Here is an 18,767-nt window from a genome sequence, read left to right as displayed (position 1 = left end):
TTCTGGCAATTTTTTTGTATAAAGACTGCTCTTTTCAATAATTACATAGCAAATTTTTTAATCTGATTCACTGCATAGAAATGAAGCACCTTAAACATACTAAGACTTAAGGGGTGTGTCAGTATGCGAGTGATTGTATTGCTTTTGATATTTTTATTTCTTTTATTTCCTCATACATCTCATGCTGCGGTGATGGAGTTTTATGATGAACAGGATGGCACTTGGCTTATTGATTTGAAGCCTTATATATTGGAAGTGGATGAAGCACTATTGAATTGGAATCATATTCAGGATTTAACAAAGCATATGCAGCAGCAAGTTTTTAAAGAGCCGGAAAATGCTTACATTGACGACAATGGGGAAATCGTAAAGGAAAAACCAGGGTCTGCGCTCGATGTAAATAAATTTCACGATCTGATTAATGAGGCGTACTATAGTGAAGTGAATAAACGGCTTCATGTTCCCAAACAAACCGTTCCGGCACGTGTTAACGAAGCGCTTCTAAAGGAAATTAAAGAGCAGCAGCTAAATCGTTTTACAACAAGATTTAGAGAGGGAAATGTAGAAAGGACACGCAACATTGAGCTTGCTGCCGCGGCCATTAATAATACAGTTATTTTCCCGGGAGAGCATTTTTCTTTCAATGAAATTGTTGGAGAGAGAACGCGAGAAAGAGGCTATCTGCCAGCTCCGGTCATTGTAAAAGGAGAGTTTAGCGAGGATATTGGAGGAGGTATCTGTCAAGTATCCTCGACGCTGTTTAATGCAGTAGACCTTCAAGGAATTGAAATAACAGAACGTTATGCGCATAGCCGGGAGGTTCCCTATGTACCAAAGGGAAGAGATGCCACGGTAAGCTGGTGGGGACCGGATTTTGCGTTCCGGAATAAATATAATCAACCTGTGCTTATTCAAGCAGCGGCTAAAGAAGGAGAGATGACAGTCGCTATTTATACGAGTAACGATGCTTCCCTTTTTCAGGCAAAAAGCCCGTGATTTTACGATAAAATCACGGGCTTGCTGTTTATTATCCTCTCGAAAGGAAAGCTTCAATAATTATTCTGCTTTTTGTAATTCTAATTCAAAGTTAATTTTTACATCCTCACCCACAAGAACTCCACCAGTCTCGAGGGAAGCATTCCAGGTTAAACCAAATTCTTTACGGTTAATGCTTGTGGAGCCGCTGAATCCTGCAACCGTGCTGCCGCTCATTGGATCTTTGCTCTGTCCTTCAAAAACAACGTCTAAAGTGACAGCTTTTGTAGTTCCTTTCAATGTTAAATCACCAGTTACCTCGTAGTTATTACCGGCTTTTTTGATATCTGTTGCAGTAAAAGTGATTTTTGGATAGTTTTCTGCATCAAAGAAATCCGCTGACCGAAGATGATCATCACGATCTTTGTTGCGAGTGTTGATGCTTGATACATCTATCGTGACTTCAATATCTGCAGTTGATAAATCTTCTGCATCTGCACTTATTTTTGCATCGAAGCTGTCAAATGTCCCTTTTGCTTTTGAAATCATCATATGCTTTACAGAAAATCCCACTTCACTATGTGCTGTGTCTAAATTCCAATTTACTTTTGTCATAAATGCATCCTCCTAAAAATATTAGTTACTTACTTTGTGTTACCTAGTGTAGAATAATAAACAAATAAAGTCAAGTATATTTAATTAAAAATATTTTAAATACATATATAACCATACCCGAATAATTAATAATAAAACGTCTAAAGGTTGAAGCCGTTCCTAAAAACTTCATTTTTAAATAATAATATATAGGGGTTGTAAAGGAGGGAGAAAAAAGTGGACAAAGGTACTGTGATTAGTATTATAGCCGTGATTATCGCAGCAACAAATCAAGTTCTTGTGCTATTTGATAAGTCACCAATGCTTATCGATAGTACCCTTATAGAGCAAGGATTATCTGCCATATTCACAATCGTGACGGTTTTCATTGCATGGATGAGACGGAAGAAAGCGTCTATGGCTAAGCCGAAAGAGAAAAACAGCAAAAAGAAATAACAAGAACTCTAAGAATATAGCCTGTAATAGATAAAATGTCTTTACAGGCTTTTTTAATGATTTTGACCAAAAATTTCGTTATACTAAATATTAGGTAATAGAATAAAAAGAGGAGGAGAAGCGATTGGTTAAAAAGCTACAGCAATCATGGGATTTAGATGTTATTTTTCCAGGCCAAAGTAATTCCGGGGATTTTCGTCAATTTGTCGATGAGGTTAGCGCGGAGATTGAGAAGTTAACGGAAGACATTAACTATTTGGATGCCAACGGAACGGCAGAAGCCTGGACGGAAGTTTTAGAAAATTTAGAGTTAATTACCAAGAAGTCACGTGAAATGGGAGCATTTATCAGTTGTTTGAGTGCGCAGGATGTAACGGATAAACAAGCGGAGATATATGTTGCAAAAAGAGAACAGATAGCAGCTGCAAACAGTGCGCTTACAAAAATAGTTGATCAAAAGCTGGGAGCAATTACGGAAGCAAATTGGAAGCTGTTATTAGAACAAGAAACAATAAAGCCGCTTCAGTTTATTTTAACAGAAAGAAGAGAACGGGCTCGTGAGCAATTATCTAAAAATGAAGAGATTTTAATCGGGGATTTAGCAGTGGATGGCTACCATGCCTGGAATCAAATGTATGGAGCAATTGTCGGTAATATGAGAATTGAGATCGAAGAAGATGGAAAGGTTCAAAGCTATTCCGTCGGGCAGGCTTCTAATAAATTATCAACATCAGATCGTAAGCAGAGAGAATATGTTTTCCGGCAAATAAGTGATGCCTGGAAAGCAAATGAAAGCTTATTTGGTCAGACGTTAAATCATTTGGCCGGTTTTCGCCTGCAAACATATAAGCACTACGGATGGGATAATGTTTTAAAGGAACCATTAGCGAAAAATCGAATGCAGGAAGAAACATTAAATGTGATGTGGGGAGCAATCGAAAAGCATAAACCATTATTTACAGCATACTTAAATCAAAAAGCTGGTCTATTAGGTTTGAATAAATTAAGCATTTTTGATGTGAATGCTCCTATTCAAGCAAAAATGGAGAAGAAAAGCTACGATGAAGGTGCAGCCTTTATTGTGGAACAATTCCGCAGCTTCAGCCCGAAAATGGCAGATTTTGCACAAATGGCATTTGATAAACGCTGGGTTGAAGCAGAAGATCGAGCCGGAAAACGTCCGGGCGGATTCTGTACAAGCTTTCCATTCAGCGGGCAAACGCGTATTTTTATGACATACTCAGGAACACCTTCTAATATAGCTACATTGGCTCATGAATTGGGGCATGCCTATCATCAGCATGTGATGAATGATGTGAATGGCTTAAATCAGGGATATGCCATGAATGTGGCAGAAACGGCTTCTACCTTTGCTGAGATGATTGTTGCGGATGCATCCGTGAAAATGGCAGAATCAGATGAAGAAAAGCTGACCTTGCTAGAGGATAAAGCTTCCCGCAGTATAGCTTTCTTTATGAATATCCATGCACGCTTCTTATTTGAAAAACAATTCTATGAAGAGCGGAAGCATGGTATGGTCAGTACGGACCGGTTAAATGAGCTGATGATAGAGGCGCAAAAAGAGGCTTATTGTGAAAGTTTATCTGAATATGATCCGCATTTCTGGGCATCTAAGCTGCATTTTCATATTACAGGTGTTCCGTTTTATAATTTTCCTTATACATTTGGTTATTTATTTAGCCAGGGGATCTATGCATTTGCGAAGGATTATGATGGAGACTTTGAAGAGAGATATATAGCTTTATTAAGGGATACCGGTCGAATGACAGTAGAAGAGCTTGCAGCAAAGCATCTGCAGGTTGATTTAACAAAGCCTGGTTTTTGGGAAAATGCCATAGAAATATGCAAGCAGGATGTTGAGGAGTTTTTAGAGTTGGCCAAGCAGCTTGAAAACTAATACAACTCTATTGCGATTTATCATAAAGTGATTTATACTGAATCTATACAAAAAAGTGAATAAAAAAAGCCTGCAAGGGGAGCCTTTGGCTGAGAGTGAACATTTTTTAGTGTTCTGACCCTTTGAACCTGTTAGTTAGCGCTAGCGTAGGGATTGTGGACTTTTTGATGGATATAAAAGTAATGTGTGAGCGGAGTTTAAGATATTCTGTAAGAGATTATTTCTTGGAAGAATGTCACCATCAAGAAGACTCCCTTGGCATTACTTTTTTGTTGTCTGAAAAAGATTGTTCTATATAGATGGGGGAGAGATAATTGAAAAATAAAACGCTTTTTTTGGTGGAGGTAGCTATTTTTACAGCATTGGCATTATTATTGGATATTTTACCGTTAGGATTTAAGATTTGGCCTCAAGGAGGTTCTGTTTCTTTTGCGATGATTCCTATTTTTATCGTTGCCTTCCGATGGGGGCTTAAAGGAGGCTTGCTGTCAGGGTTTCTCTGGGGTGTTTTACAGGTAGCAACAGGTACAGCTTATATATTACATCCTGTCCAGGGAATTATTGAATATGGGCTGGCGTTTACTGTTGTTGGGCTGGCTGGAGTCCTTTCCAAACAAGTTATTGACAGCATTAAAAAGAAACAGATGAAGAAATCTTTTACTTATATTTTAATCGGTGTATTTTTGGGGTCAGCTGCACGCTTTATTTGTCACTACATTGCCGGAATGGTTTTCTTTGGCTCAGCAGTAGAAGGGCAGCCAGCCTGGCTTTATTCATTAATCTATAATTCGTCTTACATGATTCCATCCTTTATTTTGAGTCTTGTTATTGTGTTTCTTCTGTTTTATAAACAGCCGAGAACATTAGTAGGAAAAATATAAGGAAAGAAAAACTCTCTCTCACAAAATCCTGCAGCATGCATTGCTTCAGGATTCTTTTGTCTTTATTCCAATTTTATCACAGAGAACCCTCTGTAAAATTCCAGCTTGCAAATAGAGAAGGAAAATCAAACTATTTTGAAGGGAGGTCAGGTGAGCTAATCTCCTGATTCACTTAGGCTAAGTGGTTTTAATGGGTGATTAATCGCAAATGTTTTCGGCGGGACGAGTAATCGCAGTCCCAGTCCCAATCAGTGGGAGAAGAACGAAAGCCATCACTTAATAAAGTTTCAATTTGTTTTAGTGAATTAAGAGAGGTTAAAAAGCTTGGCTTATCTGAATGGTTTTGTTAAGTTTTATTAACATTCACTTATGGAATAGGCTATCTGTGCGAATAATGGTAGAATAAAGGAAATACAAGAAATGAAATAAAAGCTTAGTTCTCTGATTCTCATTCAGCAGAAAAAAATAAGGGACTTTGAGAAGGTATTTTTATCAATGAGATCGTATATATGTAAAGAGGGGGATTTTCCAAATGGGAAAACAAATTCTAATTGTGGATGATGAGCAATCGATTGTTACTTTACTAAAATATAATATGGAAAATGCCGGATTTACGACGGATGTAGCATACGATGGAGAAGAAGCTTATCAAAAAGCTACCACAGACAGCTATGAATTAATTATCTTAGATTTAATGCTTCCGAAATTAGATGGAGTGGAAGTGTGCAGGAAATTAAGAAAGCACGATATTGATACACCGATATTGATGCTGACTGCAAGGGATGAAGAAATCGATAAAATCCTTGGATTGGAGCTTGGAGCTGATGATTATTTGACAAAGCCGTTCAGCCCCAAAGAGGTCATTGCCCGTGTGAAAGCAATTATCCGAAGAACAAAACGTCCAGCCGAAAACCATTATCAGGCACTCCGGATAAAGGATTTAACGATTTACCCGGAGCGTTACGAAGCAGAAATGAATGGAGAATTAATTACTTTTACCCGAAAAGAGTTTGAACTTCTATATTATTTGGCTAAAAATAAGGGAAAGGTGATTTCCAGAGATCAATTACTCAGCAGTGTATGGGATTATGATTTTGTTGGTGATACGAGAATAGTAGATGTTCATGTAAGTCATCTGAGGGATAAAATTGAACCAAATTCCAAAAAACCTGTTTATATTAAAACAGTCCGCGGATTAGGTTATAAATTGGAGGAGCCGGTTTAAATGAAGATATTGTTTTCAAAAACCCTGTTTCCAAATATACTTGGTATCACGATTGTCCTGGTACTATCCGGGTGGTTAATGGTACAGGCTGAAGGAAACTGGATATTTATCATAGCTATTATTTTAGTAGAGTTTTTAGTGATTTCTATTATATTTATGCAATTCTATAATAAATACACAAGACCGCTTAAAAAAGCCTCAAAAACGGTAAATGAATTGATTAAGGGAAATTATTCTGCCCGTTTTTATAATGCTAATAGTGATGAAATGGAACAATTAAGTAAAAATGTCAATAAATTAGCACGAAATATGAATGAAATCACGATTCAGGAACAAATGCAGGCAGAGCAATTAACCTCTATTATTGATAACATGAAAAACGGACTCGTTCTTATTGATGAAAAAGGATATGTTCATTTAGTGAATCGCGGATTCCTGGAGATGTTTCATGGAAAAGAGAAACAATATCGTGGTCATTTATATTATGAAGTATTTGAAAATGAAGCAATGCACGACGTGGTGCAAAAAACATTTTTGTATGAAAAGCCAGTCAAGGAACAATTCAAAAATAAGCGTGGTTTAACGAAAAATTACATGGAAGTTATCGCCGCACCGATTTTTAATGAGCATAATATGATAAAGGGTGCAGTACTGGTTATTTATGATATTACAGAATTAAAGCGGCTAGAAAAGATGCGTAAAGATTTTGTTGCGAATGTTTCTCATGAGCTTCGTACACCGATTACCTCTATACGCGGTTTTGCAGAAACATTGAAGGAAAAGCAGCATGACGAAAAGGCAGCTGAAGAATTTATTGAGATTATATATAAAGAAAGTCACCGGTTACAATTACTCATTGAAGATTTGTTGGAGCTATCCCGATTAGAAAGAGAAGGTGTTCAACTGGAGAAAGAAGATTTTAATGTGAAACAAATGATAGATGCCGTTCTGCCGGCTTTAGAGAAAAAAGCAGAGAAAAAAGAACTGCAGTTAACCACATCTGTTTCCCGGGATATGAATATTTTTGCGGATGCTGAAAAGTTGAAGCAAGTTGTCATCAATTTGCTGGACAACGCGATTAACTATACGCCGGCTGGAGGAAGCGTAAATTTAAACGTCTCTGAAGAAAAGAATCGAGTTCATTTTTCCATTGAGGATACGGGAATTGGCATCGAGCAAAAAGCGATTCCAAGAGTATTTGAACGTTTTTACAGAGTCGATAAAGACAGAAGCCGGAATACAGGCGGCACTGGTCTCGGTCTTGCAATCGTGAAGCATATTGTCGAGGTTCATCAAGGTGAAATTGTTGTGGAAAGTGAAATGAATAAAGGAACCACTGTTCATGTATATATTCCAAAAAATTAAGTCATCACTTCATAGTGGTGGCTTTTCTGTTACTAAAAAGCTTGTAAAATTGGTAAGGGAAAGCATCAGAAGCAGACATATTCGCTAAAGGGCAAAACGGCTTCCTGCTACATACAAACGGAAAAAAATATTCGATCAGAACTTCAGCTGACCTTTTGTACATAGTTATGCTGAAATCAAAGATTGGTTATCCTGTTTAATATGAAATGGTGCGCATTATGCAGTTCTCTATAAACATGATAAAATAATATTACTCAGATGATAGATAAAGGAGACGGAATTATGACCAAAAAGCTAATTCTAATTGATGGCAACAGCATTATTTACCGCGCTTTTTTTGCATTGCCGCTGTTGAATAATGAAAAAGGTGTTTATACCAATGCAGTCTATGGTTTCACAACGATGCTGCTCAGAATTTTAGAGGAAGAGAAGCCGACACATATGCTCGTCGCTTTTGATGCAGGGAAAACAACATTCCGCCACCAAACCTATAAAGAATACAAAGGCGGACGTCAAAAAACCCCTCCGGAGCTTTCCGAACAATTTCCTGTCCTGAAAGAGTTGCTCGATGCTTTTGATATTAAGCATTATCAGCTGGATCAGTATGAAGCAGATGATATTATTGGAACCTTATCCAAGCAGGCAGATAATAAGGATTGGGAAGTTACGGTTATCTCTGGTGATAAAGATTTATTACAGCTTGTATCGAAGCATGTAACGGTAAGTGTGACCAAAAAAGGAATCAGTGAAATGGAAAAGTATACACCAGTCTATCTGCTTGAGAAAATGCAGGTTACACCTGAACAAATTACGGATTTAAAAGGATTGATGGGTGATAGCTCAGATAATATCCCCGGCGTACCTGGTGTAGGGGAAAAAACAGCAACAAAGCTATTAACGCAATTTAATACGTTAGAGCAGGTTTATGAACATTTAGATGAAGTTAGCGGAAAAAAATTAAAGGAAAATTTAACCACGTATCATGATGATGCCTTGATGAGTAAAGATTTAGCAACAATTAATCGAAACTCTCCGATAACGGTCAATCTAGAGGATGTCATTTATGAAGGCTATTCCACAGGATCTGTCCGAAACATGTTTATGGATTTAGGATTCCAGTCGCTGCTGACACGACTTTCCGGTTCAGAGGAAGCGGAAGAAGAAGCGGTGGAACATCAAGAAATTCAATATGATCTGGTAAGCGAGGTAACGGAAGAAATTTTCTCAGATGAAGATGTACTCGTTATAGAAATGCTGGGTGAAAATTATCATACAGCCCGGATAGAAGGAATTGGCATTGTCAATGAAAATAAAAAAAGCTTTATTCCTACTGCTGTTGCAGTGGAATCTTCTGTTTTCAAAGCATGGGCAGAAAATCCTCAGAAAAAGAAAATTGTATTTGATGCAAAGCAGACAAAAGTTGCCCTGTTGCGTAATGATATTCAAATCGAAGGGATTGTATTTGATGCCCTGCTTGCTTCTTATTTAATTAATCCGGCTGAAAATAATCATGACATTCCTGCTATTGCGAGCAGAAAGGGAATTTATGATGTCTCCTTTGATGAAGAGGTGTATGGTAAAGGTGCAAAACAGAAAGTTCCCGAAGAAGCGGTCCTTAGTGAACATGTGGTGCGAAAAACAGATGCTTTGCTTAAGTTATACCCTGATATGGAGCAGGAATTAGAGGAAAATGAACAGGCAAGCTTGTTAAAGGAATTAGAAATGCCGCTTGCCTTGATTCTTGCTGAAATGGAGCACCAGGGGGTTTTAGTGGATGTTGATCGTCTGAAGAAAATGGGAGATGATCTCAAAGAAAGACTTACTAATTTAGAAAAAGAAATATATGCATTAGCTGGTAAAGAATTTAATCTTAATTCCCCGAAGCAGTTGGGTCCTGTACTATTTGAAGATTTGGGGCTTCCGGTAATTAAAAAAACAAAAACAGGCTATTCTACGGCAGCTGATGTGCTGGAACAGCTTGCTGATCAGCATGACATTATCCCGAAATTACTTTTGTACCGTCAGTTGGGTAAGCTGCAATCAACTTATATTGAGGGCTTACAGAAGGTAGTTCGTAAGGATACGCATAAAATTCATACCCGTTTTAATCAGGCTTTGACACAAACAGGCCGCTTGAGCTCTGTAGACCCTAATCTGCAAAATATTCCAATTCGTTTAGAGGAAGGCAGAAAAATAAGAGAAGCGTTCGTTCCATCTCAAAAAGGGTGGAAGATGTTTGCTGCTGACTATTCGCAAATCGAATTACGGGTACTCGCTCATATTGCGGGTGATGAGAAATTGATTGCTGCCTTTAAAAATGATTTAGATATTCATACACAGACAGCAATGGACGTTTTCCATGTTGACAGGGATGAGGTTACATCGAATATGCGCCGCCAGGCAAAGGCTGTTAACTTTGGTATTGTGTATGGAATCAGTGATTATGGGCTATCCCAAAACTTGGGGATTACAAGAAAAGAAGCGAAGCAATTCATTGAACGGTATTTTAACAGCTACCCAAGTGTGAAGGAGTATATGGATGATATTGTGACAGAAGCGAAGCAGAAAGGCTACGTATCTACTTTAATGAATCGCCGACGCTATTTACCGGATATTACAAGCCGAAACTTTAATGTACGCAGCTTTGCGGAAAGAACAGCGATGAATACACCGATCCAGGGCAGTGCAGCGGATATCATAAAAAAAGCAATGATTGATTTGGATTATCGGATCAAAAAAGAAAAATTACAAACCAAGCTTTTACTGCAGGTCCATGATGAATTGATTTTAGAAGCACCGGAGGATGAAATTGACATTTTAAAGGAAATTGTGCCAGAGATGATGGAGAAGACAGTAGAGATTTCTGTCCCGCTAAAAGTCGATTATTCATATGGCGAGAGCTGGTTTGATGCCAAGTAAGGGGAAGAGAAAATGCCGGAATTACCAGAGGTAGAAACAATTAAAGAAACATTAAAATTACTTGTTCAAGGAAAAACGATAGAAAAAGTAGATGTTCTTTGGGCGAATATTATCAAGCAGCCAGACGATGCCGAAATCTTTAAGCATCTTCTCAAAGGACAAACCTTTCAACAGATAAACAGAAAGGGGAAATTTCTGCTCTTTTATCTGGATGATTATGTACTTGTGTCACACTTAAGGATGGAAGGAAAATATCGTTTGCATAAACCAGATGAAGGAATAGAAAAGCATACGCATGTTGTCTTTCATTTAAAGAATGGAGAGACATTACACTATAACGATGTTCGTAAATTTGGAACTATGCATTTATTAACCAGAGGGAGTGAATTCACACAAGCCCCTTTGATTACACTGGGTCCAGAACCATTTGAGGACGCTTTTACGACAGATTATTTTTATGGAAAACTAAAAAGTTCTTCACGATTTATCAAAACAGCCCTTTTAGATCAGAGTCTTGTTACTGGGCTTGGGAATATTTATGTCGATGAAACCCTGTTCCGTTCCGGCATTCATCCCTTAACTAAATGTAATGAACTGACAAGAAAAGAAGCTGCTGCGATCCGTTCTGCTGCAATTGAAACACTTCAAGAAGCTGTGGAAGCTGGTGGTACGACTATTCGCAGCTATGTAGACAGTCAAGGAAATATGGGGATGTTTCAACAGGTATTATATGTTTACGGCCAAGATAAGAAGCCGTGTAAAACATGCGGTGAGGAAATTATAAAAATGAAGGTTGGTGGACGAGGGACCCATATTTGCCTTCGTTGCCAGCCGCAAAAAAAGGTGAATGATTGATGAGTTTAGTGATTGGATTAACGGGAGGCATTGCCAGCGGGAAAAGTACAGTAGCAAAAATGTTTACTGAATTAAACATTCCGGTCATTGACGCGGATGTAATAGCAAGAGAAGTAGTGGAACCTGGCGAAGCGTCTTACAAGCAGATTGTAGAGGTGTTTGGTGAAGATATACTGGGTCCGGACGGTTCCATTAATCGTCCGAAGCTCGGTTCCATTATTTTTGCAAATGAAGAAAAAAGAGAACAGTTAAATCAAATTGTTCATCCGGCTGTCCGTCAACGAATGCTGAAGAAAAAAGCAGATTATATAGAACAGGGAGAAAAATGTATTGTGCTGGATATCCCCTTGCTGTTTGAAAGCAGGCTGACCGCTTTAGCAGATCAAACGCTAGTTGTATTTGCAGATGAAAAAACGCAACTTAAGCGTTTAATGGAAAGAAATCAGTTAAGTGAACAGGAAGCGATGAACCGGATTACATCGCAAATGCCATTAATAGAAAAGGCAAAGCTTGCTGATGAGCTGATCGATAACAGCCACTCCATAGAGAAAAGCAAAGAGCAATTATTCGCTTTACTGAAAAAATGGGAAATAATTGAATAGATAAATAATGAAAACACCATCTGAAGCTTTTAATAAAGCAAAGTTGGTGTTTTTCGTTCAAAAATACTATGAAATATTTATATATTTAATGACACACTTTCTTTAATATGTGTTATACTAATTGCATAAAAAGATAAAAAGTATAACATTATTGGGAGGAATAAAGTGCTTATGGGGAAAACGCGTATTGCAATAACAGGTTTTGGTCGTATTGGTAGAATGGTTTTTCGTCAAGCAATAGAGGAGGATAATTTGGAAGTTGTTGCCATTAATGCAACTTATCCAACAGACACAGTTGCCCATCTAATTAAATATGATAGTGTTCACGGTCCTTTTAAGGGCGAAGTGAAAGCGTTATCGGATAAACTAATCGTTAATCGAAAAGAAATTCAATTAGTTAATTCGAGAGAGCCTGAAAAATTGCCTTGGAAGGAACTTGGTATTGACATTGTTATTGAAGCAACGGGCAAATTTAAAACAAAGGAATCTGCAGGGCTTCATTTACAAGCGGGGGCAAAAAAGGTCATTATAACAGCACCTGGGAAACAAGTTGATAAAACGATTGTAATTGGCGTTAACGAAAACGATTATAGTCCGGAAAAAGATGATGTAATCTCCAATGCATCCTGTACAACAAATTGTTTAGCTCCTGTAGTAAAAGTCATTGATGATCACTTTACAATTAAAAATGGATTAATGACAACAGTCCATTCCTTTACGAATGATCAAAATAATATTGATAATGCGCATAAAGATTTACGTCGTGCGAGAAGCTGTACACAATCCATCATTCCGACAACAACTGGAGCTGCAAAAGCACTGGCAGAAGTAATGCCGCAGCTGAAGGGCAGATTGCACGGGATGGCTCTGCGTGTACCAACACCAAATGTTTCACTGTTAGATTTGGTGATTGATATTGAAGAAGATGTAACCAAAGAAGAAGTGAATACTTTATTTAAACAGGCAGCTGAAGGATATATGCGCGGCGTCATTCAATATTCTGATGAACCTTTAGTTTCTATTGATTATACGACAAGCGCTTATTCTGCAACTATTGACGGGCTGTCAACCATTGTTATGGATAATAATAAATTAAAAATTATTGCTTGGTATGATAACGAATGGGGTTATTCCAAACGTGTTGTGGATTTAGTTCGTTATGTTGGTTATAGGCTGGAGCAGAAGGTACGTTTAACCTCATAACAGGAAACTTCGTTGAGTGGGAGCCTTACAGCCAGTTATGTTGTAATAAATAAGAAAAAACATCCGTATGAATTCCCATACGGATGTTTTTTAATGGAATAATAAAGTATAAAATCTTGTAACGGTTTTAATAGAATCACAGTCCCAGAACATGCCAGTACAGGCGTTGGGACACGGTGTTACGTTGTTAGGCTGTAAGGGCGCTTTTCACTTTTCGTTCTTTTTTATACTTTAAATTTCTGCGTTTCTTCCTGCAGCTCTTGTGCAGTTTCACTCAGGGTTGTGGCAACATGAGCTACTTCATTCATTGTTGCCGACTGCTCTTCCATTGATGCGGCAATCGTATCAATATTTCCAGACATGACTTGAGAACCTGATGAAATTTCTGTAACAGAAGCGGAAACTTGTTCTGCACTTGCCGAGAGCTCCTGCGAGGTTGCTGAAATCTCTTGAATTTGAAGTGACATGCCATTAACAGCTTCTACAATAGATTCAAAGGATGAGCCGGCCTCGGTAATGACCTCTACCCCTTTTTGTACAGCAGGTAAAGCAGTTTGCATGGCTTTCTCAACATTTTCTGTATCATTCTTGATCTCTGTTGTTAACAGGCTGATAGAACTTGCTGATTTTTTGGATTCCTCTGCTAGTTTACGTACTTCATCAGCAACAACTGAAAAACCTTTCCCTTGTTCTCCTGCACGGGCAGCCTCGATTGCTGCATTTAGTGCCAATAAGTTGGTTTGGTCTGTGATATCGGTAATAACTTTGGTGATATTTTCAATTTCTTCTGTTTGCTTTGCCAATTTTAGCACAAGCTCATTTACAGAAGCTGCTGATTCATTAATATGATTCATTTGCTGCTGAGCATTATCAATGACCTTCGTTCCATTTTGAGCAGCCTCACTAGTTTCGCTGGAAGAAGAGTGAAGCGATTGTGCGGATTCGGCAATCCGCTGAACACCCTGGGCAGTTTCACCCATTGCAATAGAACTTTCATTGGCTGCATGTGCGGCTGTTTGGGAAGTTTCTGCGGTATCAGCGGCCTGCTTTGTTACTTCTTCTGTTGTGGCAGATGCTTCTTCAGCACTTGCTGAAAGCTCTTCCGATGATGCACCTAACTGTTCCGCATTTTGTTGGATACGGATAATTAAGTCACGTGTATTATTTTTAGAAGCGTTAAAAATTTCAGCCAGCTGACCAAGTTCATCTTTAGATTTAACTACGATGTCTTCTGTAGATAAGTCCCCATCGCCGAATTTCTTTGCAACATCCATAACACTTAATAATGGAGCTGTAATAGAACGGCGAACATAGAGCATTAAACCAATTCCAATGAGGATACTTACACTTAAAACAATGATTGAAACAACTTGTGCAGTGCCTATTGTTGACTCTATTTCTCTATCAATATTATCCATTTGTTCAATTTGATAGTTTGCCATTGCATCAGAAGCATCAAACATGGTTACATTGACATCCTGTACAGTTGTATTAACGATTTCTGTGGCCTGTTCGATATTATCATCATCGACTGCAGCGATAATATCTGGCATTATCTCATTGAATTCATCATTAGGAGTGTTAGCTTGCTCCCAATACGATCGCATTTCTTCAGATGCTAAAAATTCCTCCAATTCAATTAAATTTTCATCAATTTCCTGAGCAACAGTTAAGAGGTTTTCCCTATGTATGTTTTTCTCCGGCTCTAAAATCATCGACCGGACATGAAGTGCCTGCATAGCTACACCATAGCGGATATCTTCAATCAAAAGAAGCTGCTCTAAGCGCGAATCCATCGCTTCCTCTACTTCACTTTTAATATTTTTCAAATTCATCATGCTGCTGCTGACAGAAATGGCCAGTAAAACAATTAAAACAATAAAAGATAAATTTAACTTCTTTCCTACACTCATTTAAACATACTCCTTTTTAAAATGATAAAGTTCTTGCTAGAGGCTTCCTTAATTAATTCATCGGTATTTTATCGTCAATCTGTAATGGGTCTTTTGGATTATTTTTTTGAGGGTGCGATAAATAATTTCAGTGGAATGTAGATTGCGATAAAAATCAGGCATCTTTTCATATAATATATAGATGATTTTCAATGAAGCTCCACTCTAAGAACACCTTTTTATGTTAAATCGGAATGCTTCTTCATTTTAGGAAAGTAGTTTAAATGTCTAAATCATGTTAAAATAGTATACATGTAAATGTTAAATTTATAGGCGGAAGAAGTATGTGTTCTAAAAAAGCAAATAAAAAAGGATTGCAGGCTAAGGTCTCAGCCGTTATCATGTTGATGCTTCATTTTTGCTGGGCCTTCGAACACACACTTACTAGTGAAAATATAGGATGTGTATGTAAATGTCGATAGGATATAAAATGAAACGTTTTTTTAACAACCATGCAGAAACCAGTGATAATCATATAGATGCGTCTTTAAAAACAAGGTATTTTAAAGCCAGTAAAAATGCAGTCATTCAAGCCGTAGAGGATTATTTTAATGCAAGTCCAGATTTTTTAATTCACGCACGCTCAGATCAGCATGGAGAGATCAGTGCAACAAGCAAGCGAGGTAAAAAAGTATTTATTATTGCTACGGTTGTTATGGTTCGCCCGTATCAGACAGCGCTTGATTTTTCAGTGACAACAGAGACACCTGTCCAGATTGATTTTGGCTACAGCAATAAAGTGATAAAAAAAATCTATCAGCATGTAAGTGAACAGCTGCCAGTAATAGAAGGTAAATGAAGAAGGAGTGAACGAAATGCGTTGTTCCAACTGTAATAACAAAAATACGAAAGTGCTAGATTCTCGCCCGATAGAGGAGGGAGCAGCAATACGCAGACGCAGGGAATGTGAGAAGTGCGGATTTCGTTTTACCACTTTTGAACGAATTGAAGAAGTACCACTCATTGTCGTAAAAAAAGATGGCATGCGTCAGGAGTTTTCCAGGGAAAAACTTACCAGGGGGATTATCAGAGCCTGTGAGAAACGTCCGGTAGCAATAGAAACAATAGAAAGTATTGCTTTAGAAGTAGAAAAGAGTTTGCGAAATACAGGCAATTCAGAGGTATCCAGCCATACAGTAGGGGAGATGGTTATGGAAAGACTTGCAGAAGTGGATGAGGTATCCTATGTCAGATTCGCTTCTGTATATCGTCAATTTAAAGATATATCTGTTTTTCTGGACGAGTTAAAAGAAATTATTAAGACAGATAAACAAACACAGGAAGAGCAACAATAAAGGATGGGTTAACATGAATGCAATCGGAAAAATTCTTCCTATTGATGGGTATCATGTCGTTATGGACGAACAGCCTCCCATTGATTTTAATGCTTCTTTGACGCATTTTTATCAGCCGTTAATCGGGATTCAGGCAATTTCTTTATACTATACATTATTTTATGAGGCGGGTCATACGCAAAAAATGCAGACACACCATACGTTAATGACGTATTTAAATCTGACGCTGGATGATATTTACCGCGCACGTATAAAATTGGAAGCTATTGGATTATTGAAGACCTATAAACGAAGAGAAGACAACACTGACTATTATACGTATAGTGTGCAGAGTCCTTATTCTCCCGGCCATTTCTTGAAGGAAGCAATGCTGTCCCAGCTATTATTACATCATATAGGAGAACAGAAATATAATGCGCTTTACGCACGTTATGTAAAGGAGAGCTATCCTTACGGCGAGGAAGTGACAGCAGATTTTAAAGATGTGTTTGAAACAGTCACGCCATCTGCTTCTGCTGCGCTTAAGATGGAAAATAAGAAACAAAGCTCAGAAGCTGACTTAATGGATTTTTCCTGGATAGAACAATCCCTTCGTCAACGGTTTATTCCTGTGGAAAGAGTATTACACCCTGCAAATAAAAAGCTCATTTATCAGATGAAGGTATTATATGATGCAGAGAGTGTGGAAATAGAAAAAGCAATCCTATGGGCACTTGATGAGGACAATCAGCTGAATCTGGAAGAATTTAAATCAGCATGTCATGATATGTTTATTGCCCGTAATAATGGACAGGCTATTCGATTAAATGAAAAAGCAACAGCAGTCGATTCACAAACTGTAATGAAAAAGCCCGCAACAAAAGAAGAGCAGTTAATTCATGAATTAGAGACCATTTCACCAAAGCAATTGTTAGAAGATCTATCAGATGGAAATCATGCTTCAGAGCAGGATATTAAAGTTGTCCGTGAGGTGATGACGAATCAGGGGCTTCCAGCGCCGGTCATGAATGTACTCATTCATTATGTACTGCTTCAATCGAATATGAAGCTGTCTAAAGCATATATGGAAACCATTGCCGGTCATTGGTCAAGAGTTGGGTTAAAAACAGCAAAAGAAGCGATGAACTTTGCAAAACGAGAGCAGGAAAAATACAAATCTGCTAAAAATAAGCCAAGGAAGACAAATAATTATAATAACAATTATAAAAAAGAGGCCGTTCCGGACTGGTTCCATAATCGGAAAAAGAAAGCATCTAAAAATACAGCAGATACAAATATAAGTGAAAGAGAACAGCAGGAAATTGAAGCTAAACTGCAAAAATATTTAAATGAGAGCTAAGTATTCAAGGGGGAGATGATTGGTGAAGCCGATACAATCAGAATTAAAAGCATGGATAGATAGGAATGAGAATTTCAAATCCAATTACACTAGAATCAAAGAAGAAATTCTAAGTGATCCCTCTATTCAAGCATTTTTGCGCAAGCATCCCGAATTGACTGGTCATGATATTGAAAAGAATTTAATGCGGCTGTATGAATATAAATCACAATCGAAGCAATGCGACCGCTGTGCATCTTTCGGAGAATGTCAGAATATGATTCAAGGATACTCTCCTCTGTTAAGCATGGATAAAAATGAAATCAGACTCAGCTATGAAAAATGCCATTCCCGTATCCAGGCAGAGGAACAGGAGGCACAGCAAAAGCTATTTCAAAGTCTTTATATGCCTAAAGAAATTTTGGAAGCAAAGATGTCTGAAGTGATTCGGGATAAGTCGAGAATTACAGCAATTGGTGAGATTATCAGCTTTTTAGAAGAAGCTAAAACAAGTTTGCCAAAAAAAGGTCTGTATCTTTATGGTTCATTTGGAGTTGGCAAAACATATCTGTTAGGTGCAGTCGCAAATGAGCTGAAAAAAAGAAATTATGCAACGACACTGATTTATATGCCGGAGTTTGTCCGGGAAATAAAAGGCTCCTTTAAAGATGATTCTTTTAACCAAAAGATAGATTTTTTTAAGAAAGCAGACGTATTAATGCTGGATGACATTGGAGCAGAATTACAATCAGCCTGGTTTCGGGATGAGGTATTAGGTTCTGTCCTGCAATATCGGATGATGGAGGGCTTGCCTGTCTTTTTCTCCTCCAATTTTGATTTAGATCAGCTTGAGAAGGAATTGGCTGCGACAAGGAATGGAGTGGAAGAAGTAAAAGCGGGACGGATTATTGAACGCGTCAAGCAAGTAAGCAAAGTAGTAAAAATGTCCGGTGAAAATAGGCGAGATATTTAGAAGCGGATGCTCTCAGCAGCTATTTATCACAGTGTAACTCGCTGCAGGACTCCCGCTTTAAAGAAAGATCGAAAATTTTAATGGGAGTCGTACAGCCAGCAACGGCTCGATTGATTCAGGTCTGGATGTAGATCACAAAGGCATTACAGCAACTCTTTTCGATGGGACGGGTAATTGCAGTGCCAGTACCAGGACATTACGTACTTAGCCAGTGAGGATGAAATTTATAGATTTGT

Annotated in this window: 16 protein-coding genes and 1 riboswitch; of the genes, 14 read left to right on the top strand and 2 right to left on the bottom strand. The window is 38.0% G+C overall.

From position 1 onward, the window contains the following. Positions 1 to 123: 123 nt before the first annotated feature. Positions 124 to 996: a VanW family protein gene (locus FLK20_RS01770; RefSeq protein ID WP_152654840.1), complete on the top strand. Its 873-nt coding sequence runs from the start codon at positions 124 to 126 to the stop codon at positions 994 to 996. A 60-nt stretch (positions 997 to 1,056) separates the two neighbouring features. Here the strand turns inward: FLK20_RS01770 and FLK20_RS01765 are convergent, their stop codons facing one another. Next, positions 1,057 to 1,590 carry a YceI family protein gene (locus FLK20_RS01765; RefSeq protein WP_152654839.1) on the bottom strand — a complete coding sequence of 178 codons (534 nt, stop codon included), beginning with the start codon at positions 1,588 to 1,590 and terminating at the stop codon, positions 1,057 to 1,059. Positions 1,591 to 1,806: 216 nt separating this feature from the next. Here FLK20_RS01765 and FLK20_RS01760 point away from each other — a divergent pair, with 216 nt between their 5' ends. From FLK20_RS01760 to FLK20_RS01720, 9 genes are all read left to right on the top strand, one after another. Next, positions 1,807 to 2,025 carry a phage holin gene (locus FLK20_RS01760; RefSeq protein WP_152654838.1) on the top strand — a complete coding sequence of 73 codons (219 nt, stop codon included), beginning with the start codon at positions 1,807 to 1,809 and terminating at the stop codon, positions 2,023 to 2,025. Between the two features lie 124 nt (positions 2,026 to 2,149). After that, a complete protein-coding gene (locus FLK20_RS01755) occupies positions 2,150 to 3,943 on the top strand; it encodes a M3 family oligoendopeptidase (RefSeq protein WP_152654837.1) in 1,794 nt (597 codons plus the stop codon). 65 nt (positions 3,944 to 4,008) lie between these two features. Continuing rightward, positions 4,009 to 4,114, top strand: a riboswitch (TPP riboswitch). A gap of 143 nt (positions 4,115 to 4,257) precedes the next feature. Beyond that, on the top strand, positions 4,258 to 4,824 hold the full coding sequence (thiT, locus tag FLK20_RS01750; protein WP_152654836.1) for an energy-coupled thiamine transporter ThiT: 567 nt from the start codon (positions 4,258 to 4,260) through the stop codon (positions 4,822 to 4,824). Between the two features lie 532 nt (positions 4,825 to 5,356). Continuing rightward, entirely contained in the window at positions 5,357 to 6,049 is a 693-nt protein-coding gene (locus FLK20_RS01745) for a response regulator transcription factor (protein ID WP_152654835.1), read from the top strand. After that, entirely contained in the window at positions 6,050 to 7,414 is a 1,365-nt protein-coding gene (pnpS, locus tag FLK20_RS01740; protein ID WP_152654834.1) for a two-component system histidine kinase PnpS, read from the top strand. Positions 7,415 to 7,696: 282 nt separating this feature from the next. Further along, on the top strand, positions 7,697 to 10,333 hold the full coding sequence (gene polA, locus FLK20_RS01735; protein WP_152654833.1) for a DNA polymerase I: 2,637 nt from the start codon (positions 7,697 to 7,699) through the stop codon (positions 10,331 to 10,333). Between the two features lie 12 nt (positions 10,334 to 10,345). Then, positions 10,346 to 11,188, top strand: coding sequence for a DNA-formamidopyrimidine glycosylase (gene mutM, locus FLK20_RS01730; RefSeq protein WP_152654832.1), 843 nt, complete (start codon positions 10,346 to 10,348; stop codon positions 11,186 to 11,188). Beyond that, positions 11,188 to 11,790: a dephospho-CoA kinase gene (gene coaE / locus FLK20_RS01725; RefSeq protein WP_152654831.1), complete on the top strand. Its 603-nt coding sequence runs from the start codon at positions 11,188 to 11,190 to the stop codon at positions 11,788 to 11,790. The genes mutM and coaE overlap by 1 nt, the downstream gene beginning before the upstream one ends. Positions 11,791 to 11,961: 171 nt before the next feature. Then, positions 11,962 to 12,993 (top strand): glyceraldehyde-3-phosphate dehydrogenase, encoded by a 1,032-nt coding sequence (locus tag FLK20_RS01720; RefSeq protein WP_152654830.1) that lies wholly within the window; start codon positions 11,962 to 11,964, stop codon positions 12,991 to 12,993. 224 nt (positions 12,994 to 13,217) lie between these two features. On the opposite strand, the gene FLK20_RS01715 is transcribed toward FLK20_RS01720, so the two are convergent. Continuing rightward, entirely contained in the window at positions 13,218 to 14,906 is a 1,689-nt protein-coding gene (locus FLK20_RS01715) for a methyl-accepting chemotaxis protein (protein WP_152654829.1), read from the bottom strand. Positions 14,907 to 15,357: 451 nt separating this feature from the next. On the opposite strand from FLK20_RS01715, the gene FLK20_RS01710 reads away from it, so the two are divergent. From FLK20_RS01710 to dnaI, 4 genes are read left to right on the top strand one after another with little or no spacing between them, the layout of a single operon-like run. Next, on the top strand, positions 15,358 to 15,744 hold the full coding sequence (locus tag FLK20_RS01710; protein WP_152654828.1) for a cytosolic protein: 387 nt from the start codon (positions 15,358 to 15,360) through the stop codon (positions 15,742 to 15,744). Between the two features lie 16 nt (positions 15,745 to 15,760). Further along, positions 15,761 to 16,240 (top strand): transcriptional regulator NrdR, encoded by a 480-nt coding sequence (nrdR, locus tag FLK20_RS01705; RefSeq protein ID WP_152654827.1) that lies wholly within the window; start codon positions 15,761 to 15,763, stop codon positions 16,238 to 16,240. Positions 16,241 to 16,253: 13 nt separating this feature from the next. Next, complete coding sequence (locus tag FLK20_RS01700) at positions 16,254 to 17,579, top strand: replication initiation and membrane attachment family protein (protein ID WP_152654826.1); 1,326 nt, start codon at positions 16,254 to 16,256, stop codon at positions 17,577 to 17,579. A gap of 22 nt (positions 17,580 to 17,601) precedes the next feature. Further along, on the top strand, positions 17,602 to 18,531 hold the full coding sequence (dnaI, locus tag FLK20_RS01695) for a primosomal protein DnaI (protein ID WP_152654825.1): 930 nt from the start codon (positions 17,602 to 17,604) through the stop codon (positions 18,529 to 18,531). Positions 18,532 to 18,767: the final 236 nt, after the last annotated feature.

Origin of the sequence: Oceanobacillus sp. CFH 90083, from assembly GCF_009389585.1 — a bacterium.
Lineage (GTDB): Bacteria > Bacillota > Bacilli > Bacillales > Amphibacillaceae > Oceanobacillus.
This window is presented reverse-complemented; position numbering and strand designations above follow the sequence as displayed.